The sequence below is a fragment of the Luteirhabdus pelagi genome, from assembly GCF_016827595.1.
Classification (GTDB): domain Bacteria; phylum Bacteroidota; class Bacteroidia; order Flavobacteriales; family Flavobacteriaceae; genus Luteirhabdus; species Luteirhabdus pelagi.
In genome coordinates, this window is the sequence record NZ_JAECMS010000003.1 from 300,601 (window position 1) to 315,892 (window position 15,292).

14 protein-coding genes are annotated in these 15,292 nt (G+C 42.3%); 2 read left to right on the forward strand and 12 right to left on the reverse strand.

Going from position 1 to position 15,292, the window contains the following annotated elements; all coding sequences use genetic code 11:
- The first annotated feature begins 20 nt into the window (after nt 1–20).
- Nucleotides 21–602: a tRNA-(ms[2]io[6]A)-hydroxylase gene (gene miaE / locus I4Q58_RS10625; RefSeq protein ID WP_203295912.1), complete on the forward strand. Its 582-nt coding sequence runs from the start codon at nt 21–23 to the stop codon at nt 600–602.
- A 7-nt stretch (nt 603–609) separates the two neighbouring features.
- On the opposite strand, the gene I4Q58_RS10630 is transcribed toward miaE, so the two are convergent.
- The 9 genes from I4Q58_RS10630 to rpsA all read right to left on the reverse strand — a co-directional run bounded on the left by I4Q58_RS10630 (nt 610) and on the right by rpsA (nt 9,850).
- Nucleotides 610–1,515 (reverse strand): Ppx/GppA phosphatase family protein, encoded by a 906-nt coding sequence (locus tag I4Q58_RS10630; RefSeq protein WP_203295844.1) that lies wholly within the window; start codon nt 1,513–1,515, stop codon nt 610–612.
- Nucleotide 1,516: 1 nt separating this feature from the next.
- Entirely contained in the window at nt 1,517–3,610 is a 2,094-nt protein-coding gene (ppk1, locus tag I4Q58_RS10635; protein WP_203295845.1) for a polyphosphate kinase 1, read from the reverse strand.
- A gap of 2 nt (nt 3,611–3,612) precedes the next feature.
- Nucleotides 3,613–4,098 (reverse strand): SixA phosphatase family protein, encoded by a 486-nt coding sequence (locus I4Q58_RS10640; RefSeq protein ID WP_203295846.1) that lies wholly within the window; start codon nt 4,096–4,098, stop codon nt 3,613–3,615.
- Between the two features lie 54 nt (nt 4,099–4,152).
- Nucleotides 4,153–4,797, reverse strand: coding sequence for a pyridoxamine 5'-phosphate oxidase (pdxH, locus tag I4Q58_RS10645; RefSeq protein ID WP_203295847.1), 645 nt, complete (start codon nt 4,795–4,797; stop codon nt 4,153–4,155).
- 67 nt (nt 4,798–4,864) lie between these two features.
- On the reverse strand, nt 4,865–5,770 hold the full coding sequence (locus I4Q58_RS10650) for a ribonuclease Z (protein ID WP_203295848.1): 906 nt from the start codon (nt 5,768–5,770) through the stop codon (nt 4,865–4,867).
- A 79-nt stretch (nt 5,771–5,849) separates the two neighbouring features.
- Nucleotides 5,850–6,185, reverse strand: coding sequence for a ribonuclease Z (locus tag I4Q58_RS10655; RefSeq protein WP_203295849.1), 336 nt, complete (start codon nt 6,183–6,185; stop codon nt 5,850–5,852).
- Nucleotides 6,175–7,110 carry an aspartate carbamoyltransferase catalytic subunit gene (locus I4Q58_RS10660; protein WP_203295850.1) on the reverse strand — a complete coding sequence of 312 codons (936 nt, stop codon included), beginning with the start codon at nt 7,108–7,110 and terminating at the stop codon, nt 6,175–6,177. Before I4Q58_RS10660 ends, I4Q58_RS10655 begins: the two co-directional genes overlap by 11 nt.
- Before the next feature lie 10 nt (nt 7,111–7,120).
- Nucleotides 7,121–7,660, reverse strand: coding sequence for a bifunctional pyr operon transcriptional regulator/uracil phosphoribosyltransferase PyrR (gene pyrR / locus I4Q58_RS10665; RefSeq protein ID WP_203295913.1), 540 nt, complete (start codon nt 7,658–7,660; stop codon nt 7,121–7,123).
- Between the two features lie 312 nt (nt 7,661–7,972).
- Nucleotides 7,973–9,850 (reverse strand): 30S ribosomal protein S1, encoded by a 1,878-nt coding sequence (gene rpsA, locus I4Q58_RS10670; RefSeq protein ID WP_203295851.1) that lies wholly within the window; start codon nt 9,848–9,850, stop codon nt 7,973–7,975.
- A 16-nt stretch (nt 9,851–9,866) separates the two neighbouring features.
- On the opposite strand from rpsA, the gene I4Q58_RS10675 reads away from it, so the two are divergent.
- Nucleotides 9,867–10,073: a hypothetical protein gene (locus tag I4Q58_RS10675; protein ID WP_203295852.1), complete on the forward strand. Its 207-nt coding sequence runs from the start codon at nt 9,867–9,869 to the stop codon at nt 10,071–10,073.
- A gap of 459 nt (nt 10,074–10,532) precedes the next feature.
- Here the strand turns inward: I4Q58_RS10675 and cmk are convergent, their stop codons facing one another.
- The 3 genes from cmk to lon form a co-directional block, all read right to left on the reverse strand.
- Nucleotides 10,533–11,228, reverse strand: coding sequence for a (d)CMP kinase (cmk, locus tag I4Q58_RS10680; RefSeq protein WP_203295853.1), 696 nt, complete (start codon nt 11,226–11,228; stop codon nt 10,533–10,535).
- Nucleotides 11,229–12,248, reverse strand: coding sequence for a type IX secretion system protein PorQ (gene porQ, locus I4Q58_RS10685; protein WP_203295854.1), 1,020 nt, complete (start codon nt 12,246–12,248; stop codon nt 11,229–11,231).
- A gap of 117 nt (nt 12,249–12,365) precedes the next feature.
- Nucleotides 12,366–14,816, reverse strand: coding sequence for an endopeptidase La (gene lon / locus I4Q58_RS10690; protein WP_203295855.1), 2,451 nt, complete (start codon nt 14,814–14,816; stop codon nt 12,366–12,368).
- Nucleotides 14,817–15,292: the final 476 nt, after the last annotated feature.

The window sequence follows — 15,292 nt, forward strand, 5'->3', positions numbered from 1 at the left end:
AAACAAAAGCAGACATTAAAATGCTAGGGCTAAAATTGCCTACAGACCCGAGGTGGGTGAATATCGTTGAAAAAAACGTAGATGAAATCCTTACCGACCATGCGTATTGTGAGCAAAAAGCTGCTAGTACTGCCATTAGCTTGATTATCGGGTATCCTGACAAGAAAGAGTTGGTCCATGAAATGAGCCTGCTCGCCCAAGAGGAAATGAGTCATTTCAAAATGGTTCACGATCGTATTACGGCACGTGGCGGACATTTGGGCCGCGAGCGAAAGGATTTGTACGTAAACAAATTAATGAAGTTTTTCCCTAAAGGCGGTAGCAGAAGCGATCAGTTGGTGCATCGCTTGCTATATGCTGCCTTGATTGAAGCCAGAAGCTGTGAGCGATTCCGATTGTTAAGTGAAGAATTGGAAGATCAAGACCTAGCGAAATTTTATCGCAATCTAATGGAAAGTGAAGCCGGCCATTACACCATGTTCCTAAGTTTCGCCAGAAATTATGGCGACAGACAAGAAGTCGATAAAAAATGGCAAGACCTACTTGATTATGAGGCTGAAATCATGAGGGATTTAGGGAAAGAAGAAACGGTGCATGGCTAACGCTAGGCTAAGACACAGTTTCTGAAACCTTTTCGTTATATAAGCTTTTAATAATTCCGTCGCTCAATCCAATTTTTGGCACGTACACATTTTTCGCACCACTCCATTTCATGGCGGATAGATAAATTCGAGTCGCCGGAACCACCACATCGGCACGGTCGGGATTCATGTTAAGCTCCACAATTCGCTCCTCGTAGCTCATAGACCGAATCTTATCGTAATACGATCCTAAATAGAAATAGCTTAACGGCTTTCCAATTTTCTTACCGCTATTCTTATAAATATGGTTGATATTTCCACCACTTCCTATCAAGGATACTTTTTCATAGGGCTTGGTAACATCCTTAACCCAGGCTTCGGCCTCCTGCCAAAGCTCATCCTCCACAGCTTCATTGATTAAACGAACGGTTCCCAATTTAAACGAACGGGAAGTAACCGTTTTTCCATCAGCGAACAAGGTAAATTCTGTACTTCCGCCGCCTACATCCACATAAAGAAATGTTTTATCGGTATCGATAAGCGATTTGAGATCGGTGGAAGCAATGATCGCTGCCTCATCGTTCCCGTCAATGATCTCGATTTCAATACCGGTAGCCTCCTTCAACTTAGCCGCGATTTCATGACCGTTGGAAGCTTCGCGCATAGCGGACGTCGCACACGCTCTCATACGATCTATGTCATGCGTTTTGATAAGCAGATCGAAGGCCTTCATGGCATCTAGCATACGAAGGTAGTTTTCTTCTGAAATCTTCTTCTCCAAAAACACATCGGCGCCCAGACGAATAGGCACCCTAACAAGCGATCGCTTTTTGAAAATCGGGTCTTTTCCTTCTTCTATATAAACAAGTGAAATGAGCAATCGTATGGCGTTTGAACCAATATCGATAGCGGCATATTTCTCTATGGTAAGCAAACTATTCTTTTAATTTTTGTTGATAATATTCATATAATTTAAACTGCGAACGCACTTTGGGCTTGTCGTTTCGACGGTGACGATTCAAGGCTTTTCCTGAAATGATTCGCGCCTTCACATTATCTTCCCAAGAAATAGTGAAGGTATCTATCAATTCTTCCTTGATGTCTTCGTCGTAAATCGGACAAGAGATTTCTACCCTGTTATCAAGGTTTCGTCCCATAAAATCGGCAGAGGAAATGTAAATTTTCGGATCGCCACCATTTTCAAAAATAAACAATCGCGGATGTTCCAAAAACTTATCGACGATACTGATAACTTCAATATTCTCGCTCATTCCTTTCACTCCAGGAATTAAGCAACATATACCACGAATAATCAGTTGCACCTTCACGCCTGCCCTACTGGCTTCATAAAGCTTATCGATCATCTTAAAGTCGGACAAGCTATTCATCTTCAAACGAATGCCACTCGAATTCCCCTTTCGCTTATTTTCAATCTCCGCTTCAATCAAATTATACATCGCATTTCGTGTATAATGGGGCGAAACGATTAAGTGCCTGTATTTTTTGATCTTGTAGTTCACCTCGAAGAAGTCGAAGACTTTATTGATTTCCTTGCCAATTTTTTGATTGGCGGTGAATAAGGTATAATCCGTATAAATCCTAGCCGTACTTTCGTTGAAATTTCCGGTACTAACGAAGGAATAGCGTTTAATCTTATTCCCTTCCAAGCGTTCTACCGTGCAGGCTTTACAGTGAACCTTCAATCCAGATACGCCAAAAATTAATCGCACCCCTTCTCCCTGCATCTGCTCCGCATACTGAATGTTGGCCGCTTCATCAAAACGTGCCTGTAATTCGATTTGTACGGTGACTTTCTTACCATTTTTGGCAGCATTGATCAGCGAACTGGCAATATGGCTAATTTGTGCTAAGCGATAAATCGTAATCTTAATCGACTTCACATTCGGATCGAGAGCCGCTTCCCGGAGAAATTTCACTACATACGAAAATGATTGATATGGAGCATACAGTAGATAATCCTTTTCAGCGATGCTATTCAACAAACTCCCTTGAAGCGATAAGCCTTTAATCGGTAAGGGAACTATTTTTTTATACAATAAATCGTCTCTTCCCAAGCTTGGAAAGCCCATATAATCGCGACGGTTATGGTAGCGCCCACCGGGAATGATACTATCGGTGGTATCGATTCCCATTTTGTTCAATAAAAACTGAAGCGTTTGGGCATCGATACTTTTATCGTATACGAAGCGAACGGGATCGCCAGAACTCCGTTCTTTTACACTTTGTGAAATTTTTTCTAGAAAACTTCTACTCAAATCGCTATCCAAGTCCAATTCCGCATCGCGGGTAATCTTGATCATGTGTGCAGAAATACTATCGTACTGGAAGATGCTGAAAATGTTATGTAAGCAATACCGAATAAGGTCATCAAGAATGATGATATATTGCTTTTCGCCATCAGCAGGCAAGACCACAAAGCGGTCGATTACCTTTGGGATTTCAATAAGTGCGTAATTGTTTTTCTTCTGAAAGGTTTCATCTTCTTTTGGCATCACCATCTTTATGGCCAAATAGGCTGCACTATCCTTTAAAGAAGGCATCTCGTCCAACTCGCTTAACATGATCGTTACTAAGGCCGGACTAACCTTTCGTACGAAATAATCGGTAATAAAGGCACCTTGTTCTTTGGTGACTTCTTTTTCATCGATGATGAAAATGTTTTCCTTTTGAAGCTTTTTACGGATATCGCTCAGAATCTTAAGACTGTGCGACTGCTGATCGATTACAATTTGTGTGATTTCCTCGAGCAGTTCCTTTGCTGAAATACCGCCTAAAAAACTTCGTCCTCCTTTTCCAGCTTCCACGATCCGACGTACGGTAGCATACCGGACTTTAAAAAATTCATCCAGGTTATTGGAAAAAATCCCAAGAAAACGCAGCCGTTCAATCAAGGGAACAGTTTCATCTTCGGCTTCCTGTAGGACACGAGCATTGAACTGCAACCAACTAAGCTCTCGGTTGCGGTATCTATTTGCGGTTCGGACCGCTTTTTTTGTTTTTTGCTCCATTCCTATTTTAGGTGTCTCGGGAATACCATTTTTACAGTTGTTCCAGTTGATATATCGGCCCAGGAGTTTTCTTCGAAATCGATCATGACAAAGCCACTGGTTGGCAAGTTTTCAATCTGTTCATTTCCTAGCATGTTGACAAGGCTGGTAAATGCATGATTATGACCAACGATCATAACACGATCCAACGAGTCGTCAAATCCTTTTATGGTTTGCATGACCGATTGACCGCTAAAATCGTACAGGTCATGATTTAATTCGTAGTTTTCTTCCGATATATCGAATGCCTCCTTAAAATATTCTGCAGTAGTGCGCGCACGATTGGCATCGCTACTCATAATTTTTTGCGGTGCTGCCACTTCGTTTTTAACCTTTTCTGAAACCAAGGTAGCATCGTTATGACCACGTTTTTTAAGCGGACGCATATGATCGTCTACATCGTATTTCCAAGAAGATTTCGCATGGCGAACCATATAGAGGGTTTTCATAGTAATTCGTTAATTGTTGGTTAGTCAAAAATATCTAAAAAATCATTGGATTTATCAAGGTTGAAGGCGACTCAATTGCCAATCGTAGGCTTTTAGCGTATATACCAGTCGATCATGCAATCGGTTCGGTCGCCCTTGCCAGAACTCTATTTCAACAGGTTTCACCAAATAGCCTCCCCAATCCTCCGGTTTTGGAATTTCCTTTCCTTTGAATTCTTTTTCGAGTGAAGCCAATCGCTCCTCCATCGTCTTTCGATCTGCAATCGTTTCACTTTGATGGCTTACCAAAGCGCCTAACTGACTGCCACGAGGTCGCGAATGGAAGTAGTTGGTGCTATCTTCTTCTGAAGTCTTCTCTGCTGTTCCCTTTATGATGATCTGTCGCTCCAATCCAGCCCAAAAAAAGGAGAGACACACCTTTGAATGATGTGCGATTGATTTTCCTTTTTCACTGCCATAATTGGTATAGAAGTAGAAACCATTTTCGTCGTATTTCTTCAACAGTACCACTCGACCGCGTACAAATCCATCGGGATTGAGGGTTGAAAGCGTCATCGCGTTGGCCTCGTCGACTGTTTCATTATCGTTTGCCTCATGAAACCAGGTTCTGAATTGCTGCATCGGATTATCGCTTACACTATCGCGAACCAAGGCATCTTTCTCGTATGATTTCCGCTGATCGTGAAGGTTTTCGGCCATACCCTTGTTTTATATGCAAGGTACGAGTTTTGGAAAGGCTATAAAAGCTCGGAATTTTAAATATGTATTAAAAGTCGAAGACTTTTCCGTCCTCGGCCAACTCCACTTTTGGGAAGACGATTTCCGCTTCTTTTTTAAAGAGGCTTCGGTCGCTATATCGACCTGAGTAATGTCCTAAAATTAGCGTTCCCACATTTGCCTTTTTCGCGATTACGCCGGCTTCTTTCGCCGTGCTATGTTTTGTAGGATCACAAAGATGGTGATGACTTTCCAAAAAAGTGGATTCGTGATACAAGACTGTTGCCTCCTTAATTTGAGGAACAATTTGCGGAAAATAGGCAGTATCGCTACAAAAGGCATAGCTCTTTATCGGTGGCGGATTATCGGTTACTGTCTCGAAAGGGATGGTTTCTCCCTTTTCATTTTCAACATCCTCCCCTTGCTTTAATTTTTGAAAGTACGTATGATGAATACCCGCTTTTTGGGCTGCTTGATAATCTAAAGTACGTTCTTTTGGCTTTTCCTTAAAAAGAAAGCCGTTGGTATAAACACGATGATCTAAGGGAATAGTTGTTACCGATACTTTATCGTCTTCAAAGATCAGTTCCGGCTCGATCGATTCCAATTCATGAAAGAAAAGTGAATAATTGGTCCATGATTTGGCAATTTTCAATTGAAAAACAACGGCTTGTTTGATTCCCTTAGGACCGTATACGTGAAGGTCGGCTTCCCTTCCCAATAGTCGAAAGGTTGAAATTAAACCGACTAGCCCAAAAAAATGGTCACCGTGTAGGTGTGAAATGAAAATGTGCTTGATTCGTGAAAATTTCACCTTATTCCGACGAAGTTGCATTTGCGTACCTTCCCCACAATCGACCAAAAACAGGTGGCCGCGCATTTCCAATACTTGAGAAGTTGGATTAGCATCCCAGCGAGGGGTTGCTGAATGACATCCAAGTATGGTAAGCTTCATATACGGTACGTTTAAGGTAGAAAAATAATTTCTATACTATGAACAAGTTTCCTGCCAAGGACGGCAGTACTTGAGATTTCTAAAACCCGAGGTCACGTTCAATCTCCTCCATTTCAATGATATCCTCTGCTTCCTGTACGGTAGGAACAACTATCATTTCCATCGGAATTTCATCGGGATTTAGGGCATCGTTTACTAAAACAAAGGATTGTTTGGTTTTTCGGTGAAGGTTAGACGTTTTCAAAAACAATAATAGGTCCTGTAAGGTCATGGAATCGTAACTCAATAGATTTACAATAACGTTTTGCCCTTTGTACTTATTTGGAATTTGATATTCTAGAAATGAAGCAAAATCGGCTATATCGTACTGTTCATCCTCGAGTACCACAAAGTTGTCGTGATTCTTAATTTTCATTGCGTTCAATTTTTGAAGCCAACAAATATAGCACGGCCATTCGGACCGCAACACCATTCTGTACTTGATCTAAAATAATCGCTTGCTTGCTATCGGCCACATCGCTGGTTATTTCCACGCCTCTATTAATCGGACCCGGGTGCATAACTGTAATTTCCTTTGAAAGGGAATCCAATAATTTTTTATTCACTCCGTACTGTTGCACGTATTCACGTGTACTTGGGAAGTAGCTGCTATCCATACGTTCATTCTGCACGCGGAGCATGTTGGCAACATCGCACCATTCCAATGCTTTTTTCAGGTCGAGTTCCACCTCCACTCCTATTTTATCGATGTGCTTGGGTATAAGCGTCTTTGGTCCGCACACTTTTACGTCAGCACCGAGTTTCTGAAGTGCAAAGATATTGCTTAGCGCTACCCTTGAGTGAAGGATATCCCCCACGATAACCACCTTCTTTCCTGCCACATCGCCTAATCGTTCTCGAATAGAGTAGCAGTCCAATAACGCCTGGGTTGGGTGCTCATGGGCACCATCGCCTGCATTTACGATACTAGCATCGATATGTTTTGAAAGAAATACGCCTGCTCCTGGATTTGGGTGGCGCATAACCACCATATCCACTTTCATGGAAAGGATGTTATTTACGGTATCGATTAGGGTTTCTCCTTTTTTAACCGAGGAAGAAGCCGCCGAAAAGTTAACAACATCTGCCGAAAGCCGCTTTTCCGCTAATTCGAAAGACAAGCGGGTTCTCGTACTATTTTCGAAGAATAGGTTGGCGATGGTTATGTCGCGAAGCGAGGGAACTTTTTTAATGGGACGGTTGATGACCTCCTTAAAATGGTCTGCCGTCTCGAAAATCAACTGAATATCATCTTCGGTGATGTATTTGATGCCCAGTAAATGTTGTACGCTCAGTTCCATTTGCGTTTCCTTATTTTTTAACTAGATATACGGCGTCTTCGCCATCGTTTTCTTTCCAGCACACCTTTACCTTTTCGTCGCCAATAGCATCTACCTGTCTGCCGCGATAATCGGGCTGAATGGGCAGGTGACGACTAAACCTTCTATCGATTAAGGTTAAGAGCTCTATTTCGAGTGGTCGTCCGAAGGATTGAATAGCGGTTAATGCTGATCGAATACTTCGTCCGGTGTACAGCACATCATCGATAAAGACTACTTTTTTGTCTTCTACCACAAAATTGATGTTGGTCTTGTTGGCCTCGAGTGGTTTCACACTTCTTCTGAAATCGTCTCGGTAGAAGGTGATGTCCAGGTATCCAAGTTGGACATTTTCTATTTCGTATTCCTCTTCTAGTAGTTTTTTCAGTCGTTCGGCTAAATAAATACCTCTCGGTTGAATTCCGATAAGGACTGTTTCTGAAAAAGTATCGTGATTTTCAATCAGTTGACAAGCCAGACGGTGAAGTGCGATGTGCATCTCGGTTGCGTTCAATAACACTTTTTGGCTCATAGGTAGGTGCTGAAGCGTTTTCAGCATACAAAAGTAAGGTATTTTTTTAGGATTAGGGCACGAAATGCGTTAGGGATTGAAGCGGCATCCTATTTTATTGGGCACTTCGTCCTGAGGCAGGCTCAGGAGGACAAACTCAGTACCCTTAGACTGTTCTGTGGTTTATATATGGGTTGCCTTAGGATAATGACCTCTGTGCCCAATAAAATAGATATAGCTGAATCCCCGACCCACGGCACTGGCGTGGGGAACGCCCAAAAGAAAAAGCCCTTCGAAATGAAGGGCTTTAGAATATTTAGAAAACTGAATGGTTTATTTCTTACCGTCCAATTTATCTTTCAGTTCTTGAAGCTTCTGATTGGCATCGCCAAGAGTCGTTTTAGAATCTTCGGCTTGCTGTGCTTGTTTCTTAGCAGCAGCTTTTACAATTTTCGCTTCTTCTTCCTTATGGATTGTCATGTGCGACGCTACCACCTTCTTGAATTCCTTATTGAACTCAATGATCTGGAATTCGGCTTCCTCCCCTTTCTTAAGGTCAGATCCGTCTTCTTTCTCTAAGTGACGCTTCGGTACGAACGCAGTGATATCCTCGTTGAATTCGATAGTAGCACCTTTATCAACGATCTCGTCGATAGTAGCAGTGTGCTTGGTTCCTACTGCGAACTCATCGGAATACTTATCCCAAGGATTGTCTTCGATTTGCTTGTGACCAAGGCTTAACTTACGGCCTTCTACATCCAATTCGAGTACTACAACCTCTAGCTTGTCGCCAATGTTACAGAATTCGCTTGGGTGCTTGATTTTCTTCGTCCAAGAAAGGTCGCTGATGTAGATAAGTCCATCAATTCCCTCTTCCATTTCAACGAATACACCGAAGTTAGTGAAGTTACGAACGATTCCTTTGTGCTTAGAGCCTACAGGATACTTGCTCGTAATGTCGGTCCATGGGTCTGGCGTCAATTGCTTGATACCAAGGGACATCTTACGGTCTTCACGATCTAGGGTAAGGATTTGTGCTTCTACCTCATCGCCAACGTTTACGAAGTCCTGAGCGCTACGCAAGTGTGTGCTCCAAGACATTTCGCTTACGTGGATAAGTCCTTCTACGCCTTCCGCAACTTCTACGAAAGCACCGTAGTCGGCAATAACCACAACTTTACCTTTTACTTTATCGCCAACCTTCAGCTCGTCTCCAAGCGCATCCCATGGATGTGCCTTCAATTGTTTTAGTCCAAGTTGGATACGTGTCTTGTCTTCGTCGAAGTCCAAGATTACCACGTTCAACTTCTGGTCTAGGTCTACGATCTCGTTCGGGTGGTTGATACGCGACCAGCTTAGGTCGGTAATGTGTACCAATCCGTCTACACCTCCAAGATCTACGAATACACCGTAGGATGTAATGTTCTTCACGACACCTTCGAGTACTTGACCTTTTTCAAGTTGACTAATGATTTCTTTTTTCTGTTCTTCGATATCGGCTTCGATAAGCGCTTTATGCGATACCACAACGTTTTTGAATTCGTGGTTGATCTTCACCACTTTGAATTCCATTGTTTTACCTACATACGCATCATAATCGCGAATTGGCTTCACATCGATCTGTGAGCCTGGCAAGAATGCCTCGATTCCGAATACGTCTACGATCATACCACCTTTCGTACGGCACTTTACGTAACCGTTTACGATAGTACCATCGTCGTATGCTTTGTTTACGCGCTCCCAAGCCTTGATAGTACGCGCTTTACGGTGAGAAAGAATCAATTGACCTGTACTGTCTTCACGCACGTCTATCAATACCTCTACCTTGTCGCCTACCTTTAAATCTGGGTTGTAACGGAATTCGTTTAGGGAAATTACACCTTCACTTTTTGCGTTGATGTCGATAATCGCATCGCGCTCGGTCATGTGTACCACTTCACCTTCTACTACCTCATCGTCGATCGTATCTACGAAGTTTTCGGCTACTAGTTTTTCGAATTCCTCAAGCTTTCCGTCATCGATAGGATCGATGCCTTCCTCGTAGTTGTGCCAGTTGAATTCCTCTAGGAATTTCTCTGGGTTCTGCTGCTTTAGGGAAAGCTCTTCTTTTGGTTGTTCTTGTTCTTCCTTCTTGCTTTCGGTAGCTTCGGAAGTTTTTGTTGCTGTTTCTTTTTCTGCTACAGCTTCTTCTTTGTTTGCTTTATCAGCCATTTAGTAAAAATTTGGTTTGTTTCGATTTGCTGAAACCAACCAAGGGTTTGTATTCTGTGTTCTTGTAAAGGCTACCGACGGACATCCTACAGAAGGATTATTTCAGTTTGATTTTCAAATAGTTCCTTTCGCCTTACTTAACCGTCAAAAGGAGCGCAAAAGTACCGCTTATTTTTTGAATATCAAAGGAAAGTGGGGAATTCGATTGAAGATATACGATTGACGATTTATGACTTGGGATTTGATGCTATGGATGCTATAGCTACTGTGGATGCTGTGAAAAATGAGTCAATTTGAAAATGAGGCAATTTGAAGATGTGTGGAGGAGTGGAGGAGTCTAGGAGTTGAGAAGTCTAGGAGAAAAAAGACATTTTAGTGACTATTCGTTTTTTGGAATTTGGAATTTGGGATTTGGGATTTGATACTGTGGATACTGTGGATACTGTGAAAAGTGAGTCAATTTGAAAATGAGGTAATTTGAAGATGTGTGGAGGAGTCTAGGAGTTGAGAAGTCTAGGAGTTGAGAAGTCTAGGAGAAAATGACATTTTAGTGACTATGCGTTTTTTGGAATTTGGGATTTGGGATTTGATGGTGTGGGTGTTGGGTGTTGGGTGTTGGGTGCCTAAGTAATACAGTCACTATCGACTATTCATCGTTCACCATTCACTGATCCCCGTTCACTCAAACTCGTCCCGCCATTCGGTCTTTTGCCAATTGTAGAATAATGTGAAACTGATCATCAAGATTCATTTCGCTATTATCGATTTCGATAGCGTCATCGGCTTTTTTTAAGGGAGAATCCTTTCGCGTCGTATCGATATGGTCGCGTTCCTTCACATTTGCCAAGACCTCATCGTAGGAAACTTTATCGCCACGATCTATCAGTTCTAGATACCGTCGCTTAGCGCGTTCATCGGGTGAAGCATTCATGAAAATTTTTAATTCAGCATAAGGAAATACGACCGTTCCAATATCGCGTCCGTCCATTACCACTCCTTTATCCTTTCCCATCTGCTGTTGCTGTTCAACCAATTTTTTGCGGACTTCAGACACAGCGGCAATAGGGCTTACAAATTCAGAAACTTCAAGGGTCCGGATTTCTTTTTCAACATTTTTATCGTTCAGATAAATTTCTGCAATTCCTTTTTCCTCATCACGCGTAAAATGAAGTGATATTTCTCCTAACATTTCAATCAATGTCTCCTTATCGAAATGATTTTCTGAAATCAGTCCATTTTGCATCGCAAATAAGGTAACCGCGCGGTACATAGCTCCCGAATCTACGTACACATATCCCAGCCAATCGGCCAACTGTTTGGCCACGGTACTTTTTCCTGTTGAAGAATAGCCGTCGATTGCAATGGTAATGTTGCGCATTTATTGAAGATTTATATTTAGCCCAAAGGTACTGGTTGAAGCGGCAAAATTATAACGTGCATACGAATAACTTAATCGAACTTTATTTAAACGTATTGAAAAACCAGCACTCAGACCAGCGAAAGAGCGCTGTTCAGCAATGCGCAATTCCTCCCCTCGGCGAAGGTTATACCCCAATCGAAGATTGAAACCGCTTTCTGGGAATATTTCAATCCCTACGATCATATGGCGAAAGGCATTATCGATGAAATTAATCTTTTCTGAGGTGGTATTTCCTTCCAAGTCGGTTTCATCCCTATTTGGATTAGCAAACGCCACGTTCCACTGTTGCATGTTCTCTAAGGTGAAATGCCACCGAATTGGAATATTTTGTAAAGTTTGAGAGATTCCGAAAATAAGTTCGAAAGGTAATCGCTCATAAGTTTCATGATAGGGTGAAAACTGGGTTCCTATATTTCGTGCAACCCCTGTTATGTGAAGGTCCCAATCTTCATAGACATACATCACTCCAATATCCAAGGCACCTCCCCAGGACGTATACTGTTCCAATTTTGAAGAGATCAACTTCACATTCGCCCCAACATGAAAATTGGTAAAAGCTATATTCCGCGCATGTCCGAACGAAAGGGCCACTTCACCACCACTAAAGGTATTGGTTGCATTTCCCTGTTCGTCGTAACCATCAAAGTTTCCGTAATTGATATAGGTAATTCCCGTATGCAATACCTGGGTACGCCGATCCCACAGATAGGCATAAGAAGCAGTTCCATAGTTCACATCACCGATATAATTTCCATAATTGATAGAAAGCTGGTTGTCCATCTCCGGATTGATACTGGCCGGATTGAACATCGCCTGGGTAGGATCGTAATCGTAATTCGTAACGGTCTTCCCTCCTAGTGCAGCCTGACGTGGTGAGGTTACTAGATTAAGAAACTGATACGTCGCGCGTCCACCGACCTGAGCAATTATCCCAGTGGTGAATACCATAAAAACATAAAGAATGGATTTTTTGAGCATGGACGTCGTTAGCCAGTTTCCTTCGCTAGTTAAACGACTGCAATATTACTTTATTTTAGAGAGGGAAAAAAGCATTTGCCGATTGCATGATATTTAGATTCGCAACCGGCAATACTTTTATAGGGTTTTGGCGTTCTTCACTTTTTGCGTTGTTAGCGCTAGTTCCAATACTTCTTCCATATTCTTTACATAGTGAAAGGTAAGACCCTTAAGGTATTCTTCCTTGATCTCTTCTACATTACGACGGTTTTCTTCCGACAGAAGAATCTCCTTGATATGCGCACGTTTTGCAGCTAGGATTTTTTCCTTAATTCCACCTACTGGTAGTACTTTTCCGCGAAGCGTAATCTCTCCCGTCATGGCGATACTCTTCTTTACCTTTCTTTGGGTGAAAAGGGACACCAATGAAGTGAGCATCGTAATACCGGCACTTGGTCCATCCTTTGGCGTAGCCCCTTCTGGTACGTGAATATGAACATTATATTTTTCAAACACATTTGGATCGATTCCGTATTGATCGGCATTCGCCTTTATGTATTCCATGGCAATGGTAGCCGACTCCTTCATAACCTTTCCGAGGTTACCGGTCATATTCAACTGACCTTTTCCTTTGGAAAGTGTAGATTCTATAAAGAGAATATCGCCACCAACTTTTGTCCACGCCAAACCTGTTACCACACCTGCCACATCGTTGTTCTCATATTTGTTACGTTCCATCTTTGGTGGTCCTAATGCCTCGTTAATGGTATCGAAGATTACTTTCTTGTCGTATTCTTCTTCCATTGCGATTTTCATCGCTGCATAGCGCACCATTTTTGCAATCTGCTTTTCTAACCCGCGAACACCGCTTTCACGCGTATAGCCTTCCACAATTTTTTCCAATTGTTTCTTACCAATTTTTAGATCGGTTTTGGAAAGCCCGTGTTCTTCCAATTGCTTCGGAAGTAAATGTCTTTTTGCAATTTCTACTTTCTCCTCAACCGTATATCCCGTCACTCGAATTATTTCCATCCGGTCGCGTAATGCAGGTTGAATGGAACTTAAGGTATTAGAGGTTGCGATAAACATCACTTTCGAAAGATCGTATCCTAATTCCAGAAAATTGTCGTAGAATTCGCTGTTCTGCTCTGGGTCCAATACTTCTAGCATCGCTGAAGAGGGGTCGCCCTGGGTTCCTTTTGATAGTTTATCAATTTCATCCAACACAAAAACAGGATTGCTCGTTCCCGCTTTCTTAAGATTCTTGATAATTCGTCCCGGCATCGCACCGATATATGTTTTACGATGACCTCGGATTTCAGCTTCATCTCGCAATCCCCCCAGACTCATGCGTACATATTCGCGTCCGAGTGCCTCCGCGATAGATTTACCCAATGAGGTCTTACCCACTCCTGGAGGTCCATACAGGCAGAGGATTGGTGACTTCATATCATTTCGAAGTTTCAAAACTGCTAAGTATTCGATGATACGCTTCTTCACGTCTTCAAGTCCATAGTGATCGCGATCGAGAATCTTTCGTGCACGTTTCAGGTCGAATTTATCTTTGCTGAATTCGTTCCACGGCAGTTCTAGCATTAAATCCAAATAGTTTCGCTGAATGCTATATTCCGCTACTTGCGGATTCATGCGCTGCAATTTGATGAGTTCCTTTTCAAAATGCTTTTGCGGTTCATCGCCCCATTTTTTCTTTTTGGCGCGTTTTTTCATTTCCTGAATCTCGGCCTCGGTACTATTGCCACCCAATTCCTCTTGGATGGTCTTCATTTGTTGTTGAAGGAAATATTCACGCTGTTGCTGGTTGATATCACTTTGAACCTTACTTTGGATATCGTTACGAAGCGACAGTTTCTGAAGCTCTACGTTCATATGTTTCAACGTAGCAAGTGCACGTTCCTTAAGATCGTTTATCTCAAGGAGTTTCTGTTTTTCATCAACTGGAATATTAAGGTTGGAAGAAACGAAATTCACCAAGAAACTGGTGCTTTCAATATTTTTAATGGCGAAGGCTGCTTCTGAAGGAATATTTGGGCTTGCCTTGATAATTTCCAAAGAATTTTCCTTGATGGAATCGATAATCGCATTGAACTCTTCGTTCTCCTTTGCTGGTCTTGCTTCCGAGACGCCACGTACTGTTGCAGTCATATACGGTTCGGTCGTGATGATTTCAGTTGCTTCAAATCGCTTTTTTCCTTGAATGATGACCGTAGTGTTACCATCGGGCATCTTTAATACTCGAAGAATTTGGGCTACGGTACCAATGGTGTTGATATCGTTTAGGCCTGGGTTTTCTTCCTCTTCATCCTTTTGGGAAACCACTCCAATTGTTTTGGTCGATTTATTGGTTTCGTTGATCAGTTTAATCGATTTATCGCGACCTGCTGTAATGGGAATGACAACTCCTGGAAAGAGCACCGTATTTCGTAAGGGTAAAATGGGAAGAATATCCGGAAGTTCCTCTCGGTCCATCGCATCTTCATCTTCTGGCGTCATCAGTGGGATTAACTCTGCATCTTGGTCGAGATCCTGCAATGACAAACTGTCTAAATCGGTAAGTTTACTTCTGCTCATATAGTTGTTTCCGACATTGTGTCACTAAAGTAGGCGATACAATGCTGTTTTATTATTAATGTTTTGATAATTTTTGATTGGAAATCAGTTGATTACCTCATACTTCCGTTCGATTTCCGCTCTATTTGTTCAATAGTTATGCCAAGCAGGGGTTGGTTGGTAGTCTACAGTCTTTAGTCGGCAGTTGATGTATACTTAGATGCTTTGATACTTTGATACTGTGGATGATGGATGTTGGATGTTGGGTGTTGGGTGTTGGGTGCTGGATGCTGGGTGCTGGGTCCTGGATGTTGGATGATGGATGCTGGGTGCTGGATAATTATTAATTCACTCCCTACTCCCTACTCCCTACTCCCTACTCCCTACTCCCTACTCCCTACTCACCGTTCACGGTTCACGGTTCACGGTTCACGAAAAAATTTTTCATCCAAGTGTAACAATTTGGTACTTGCCGTATCTTTAGGGTAAACAGTATT

Coding starts and splice junctions, on each gene's coding strand:
- I4Q58_RS10640 (WP_203295846.1), bottom strand. CDS start 4,098: ATGAAAACCCTCTATATGGTTCGCCATGCGAAATCTTCTTGGAAATAC.
- I4Q58_RS10660 (WP_203295850.1), bottom strand. CDS start 7,110: ATGGAACTGAGCGTACAACATTTACTGGGCATCAAATACATCACCGAA.
- cmk (WP_203295853.1), bottom strand. CDS start 11,228: ATGCGCAACATTACCATTGCAATCGACGGCTATTCTTCAACAGGAAAA.
- rpsA (WP_203295851.1), bottom strand. CDS start 9,850: ATGGCTGATAAAGCAAACAAAGAAGAAGCTGTAGCAGAAAAAGAAACA.
- ppk1 (WP_203295845.1), bottom strand. CDS start 3,610: ATGGAGCAAAAAACAAAAAAAGCGGTCCGAACCGCAAATAGATACCGC.
- pdxH (WP_203295847.1), bottom strand. CDS start 4,797: ATGGCCGAAAACCTTCACGATCAGCGGAAATCATACGAGAAAGATGCC.
- I4Q58_RS10650 (WP_203295848.1), bottom strand. CDS start 5,770: ATGAAGCTTACCATACTTGGATGTCATTCAGCAACCCCTCGCTGGGAT.
- miaE (WP_203295912.1), top strand. CDS start 21: ATGCTAGGGCTAAAATTGCCTACAGACCCGAGGTGGGTGAATATCGTT.
- lon (WP_203295855.1), bottom strand. CDS start 14,816: ATGAGCAGAAGTAAACTTACCGATTTAGACAGTTTGTCATTGCAGGAT.
- porQ (WP_203295854.1), bottom strand. CDS start 12,248: ATGCTCAAAAAATCCATTCTTTATGTTTTTATGGTATTCACCACTGGG.
- pyrR (WP_203295913.1), bottom strand. CDS start 7,660: ATGAGCCAAAAAGTGTTATTGAACGCAACCGAGATGCACATCGCACTT.
- I4Q58_RS10655 (WP_203295849.1), bottom strand. CDS start 6,185: ATGAAAATTAAGAATCACGACAACTTTGTGGTACTCGAGGATGAACAG.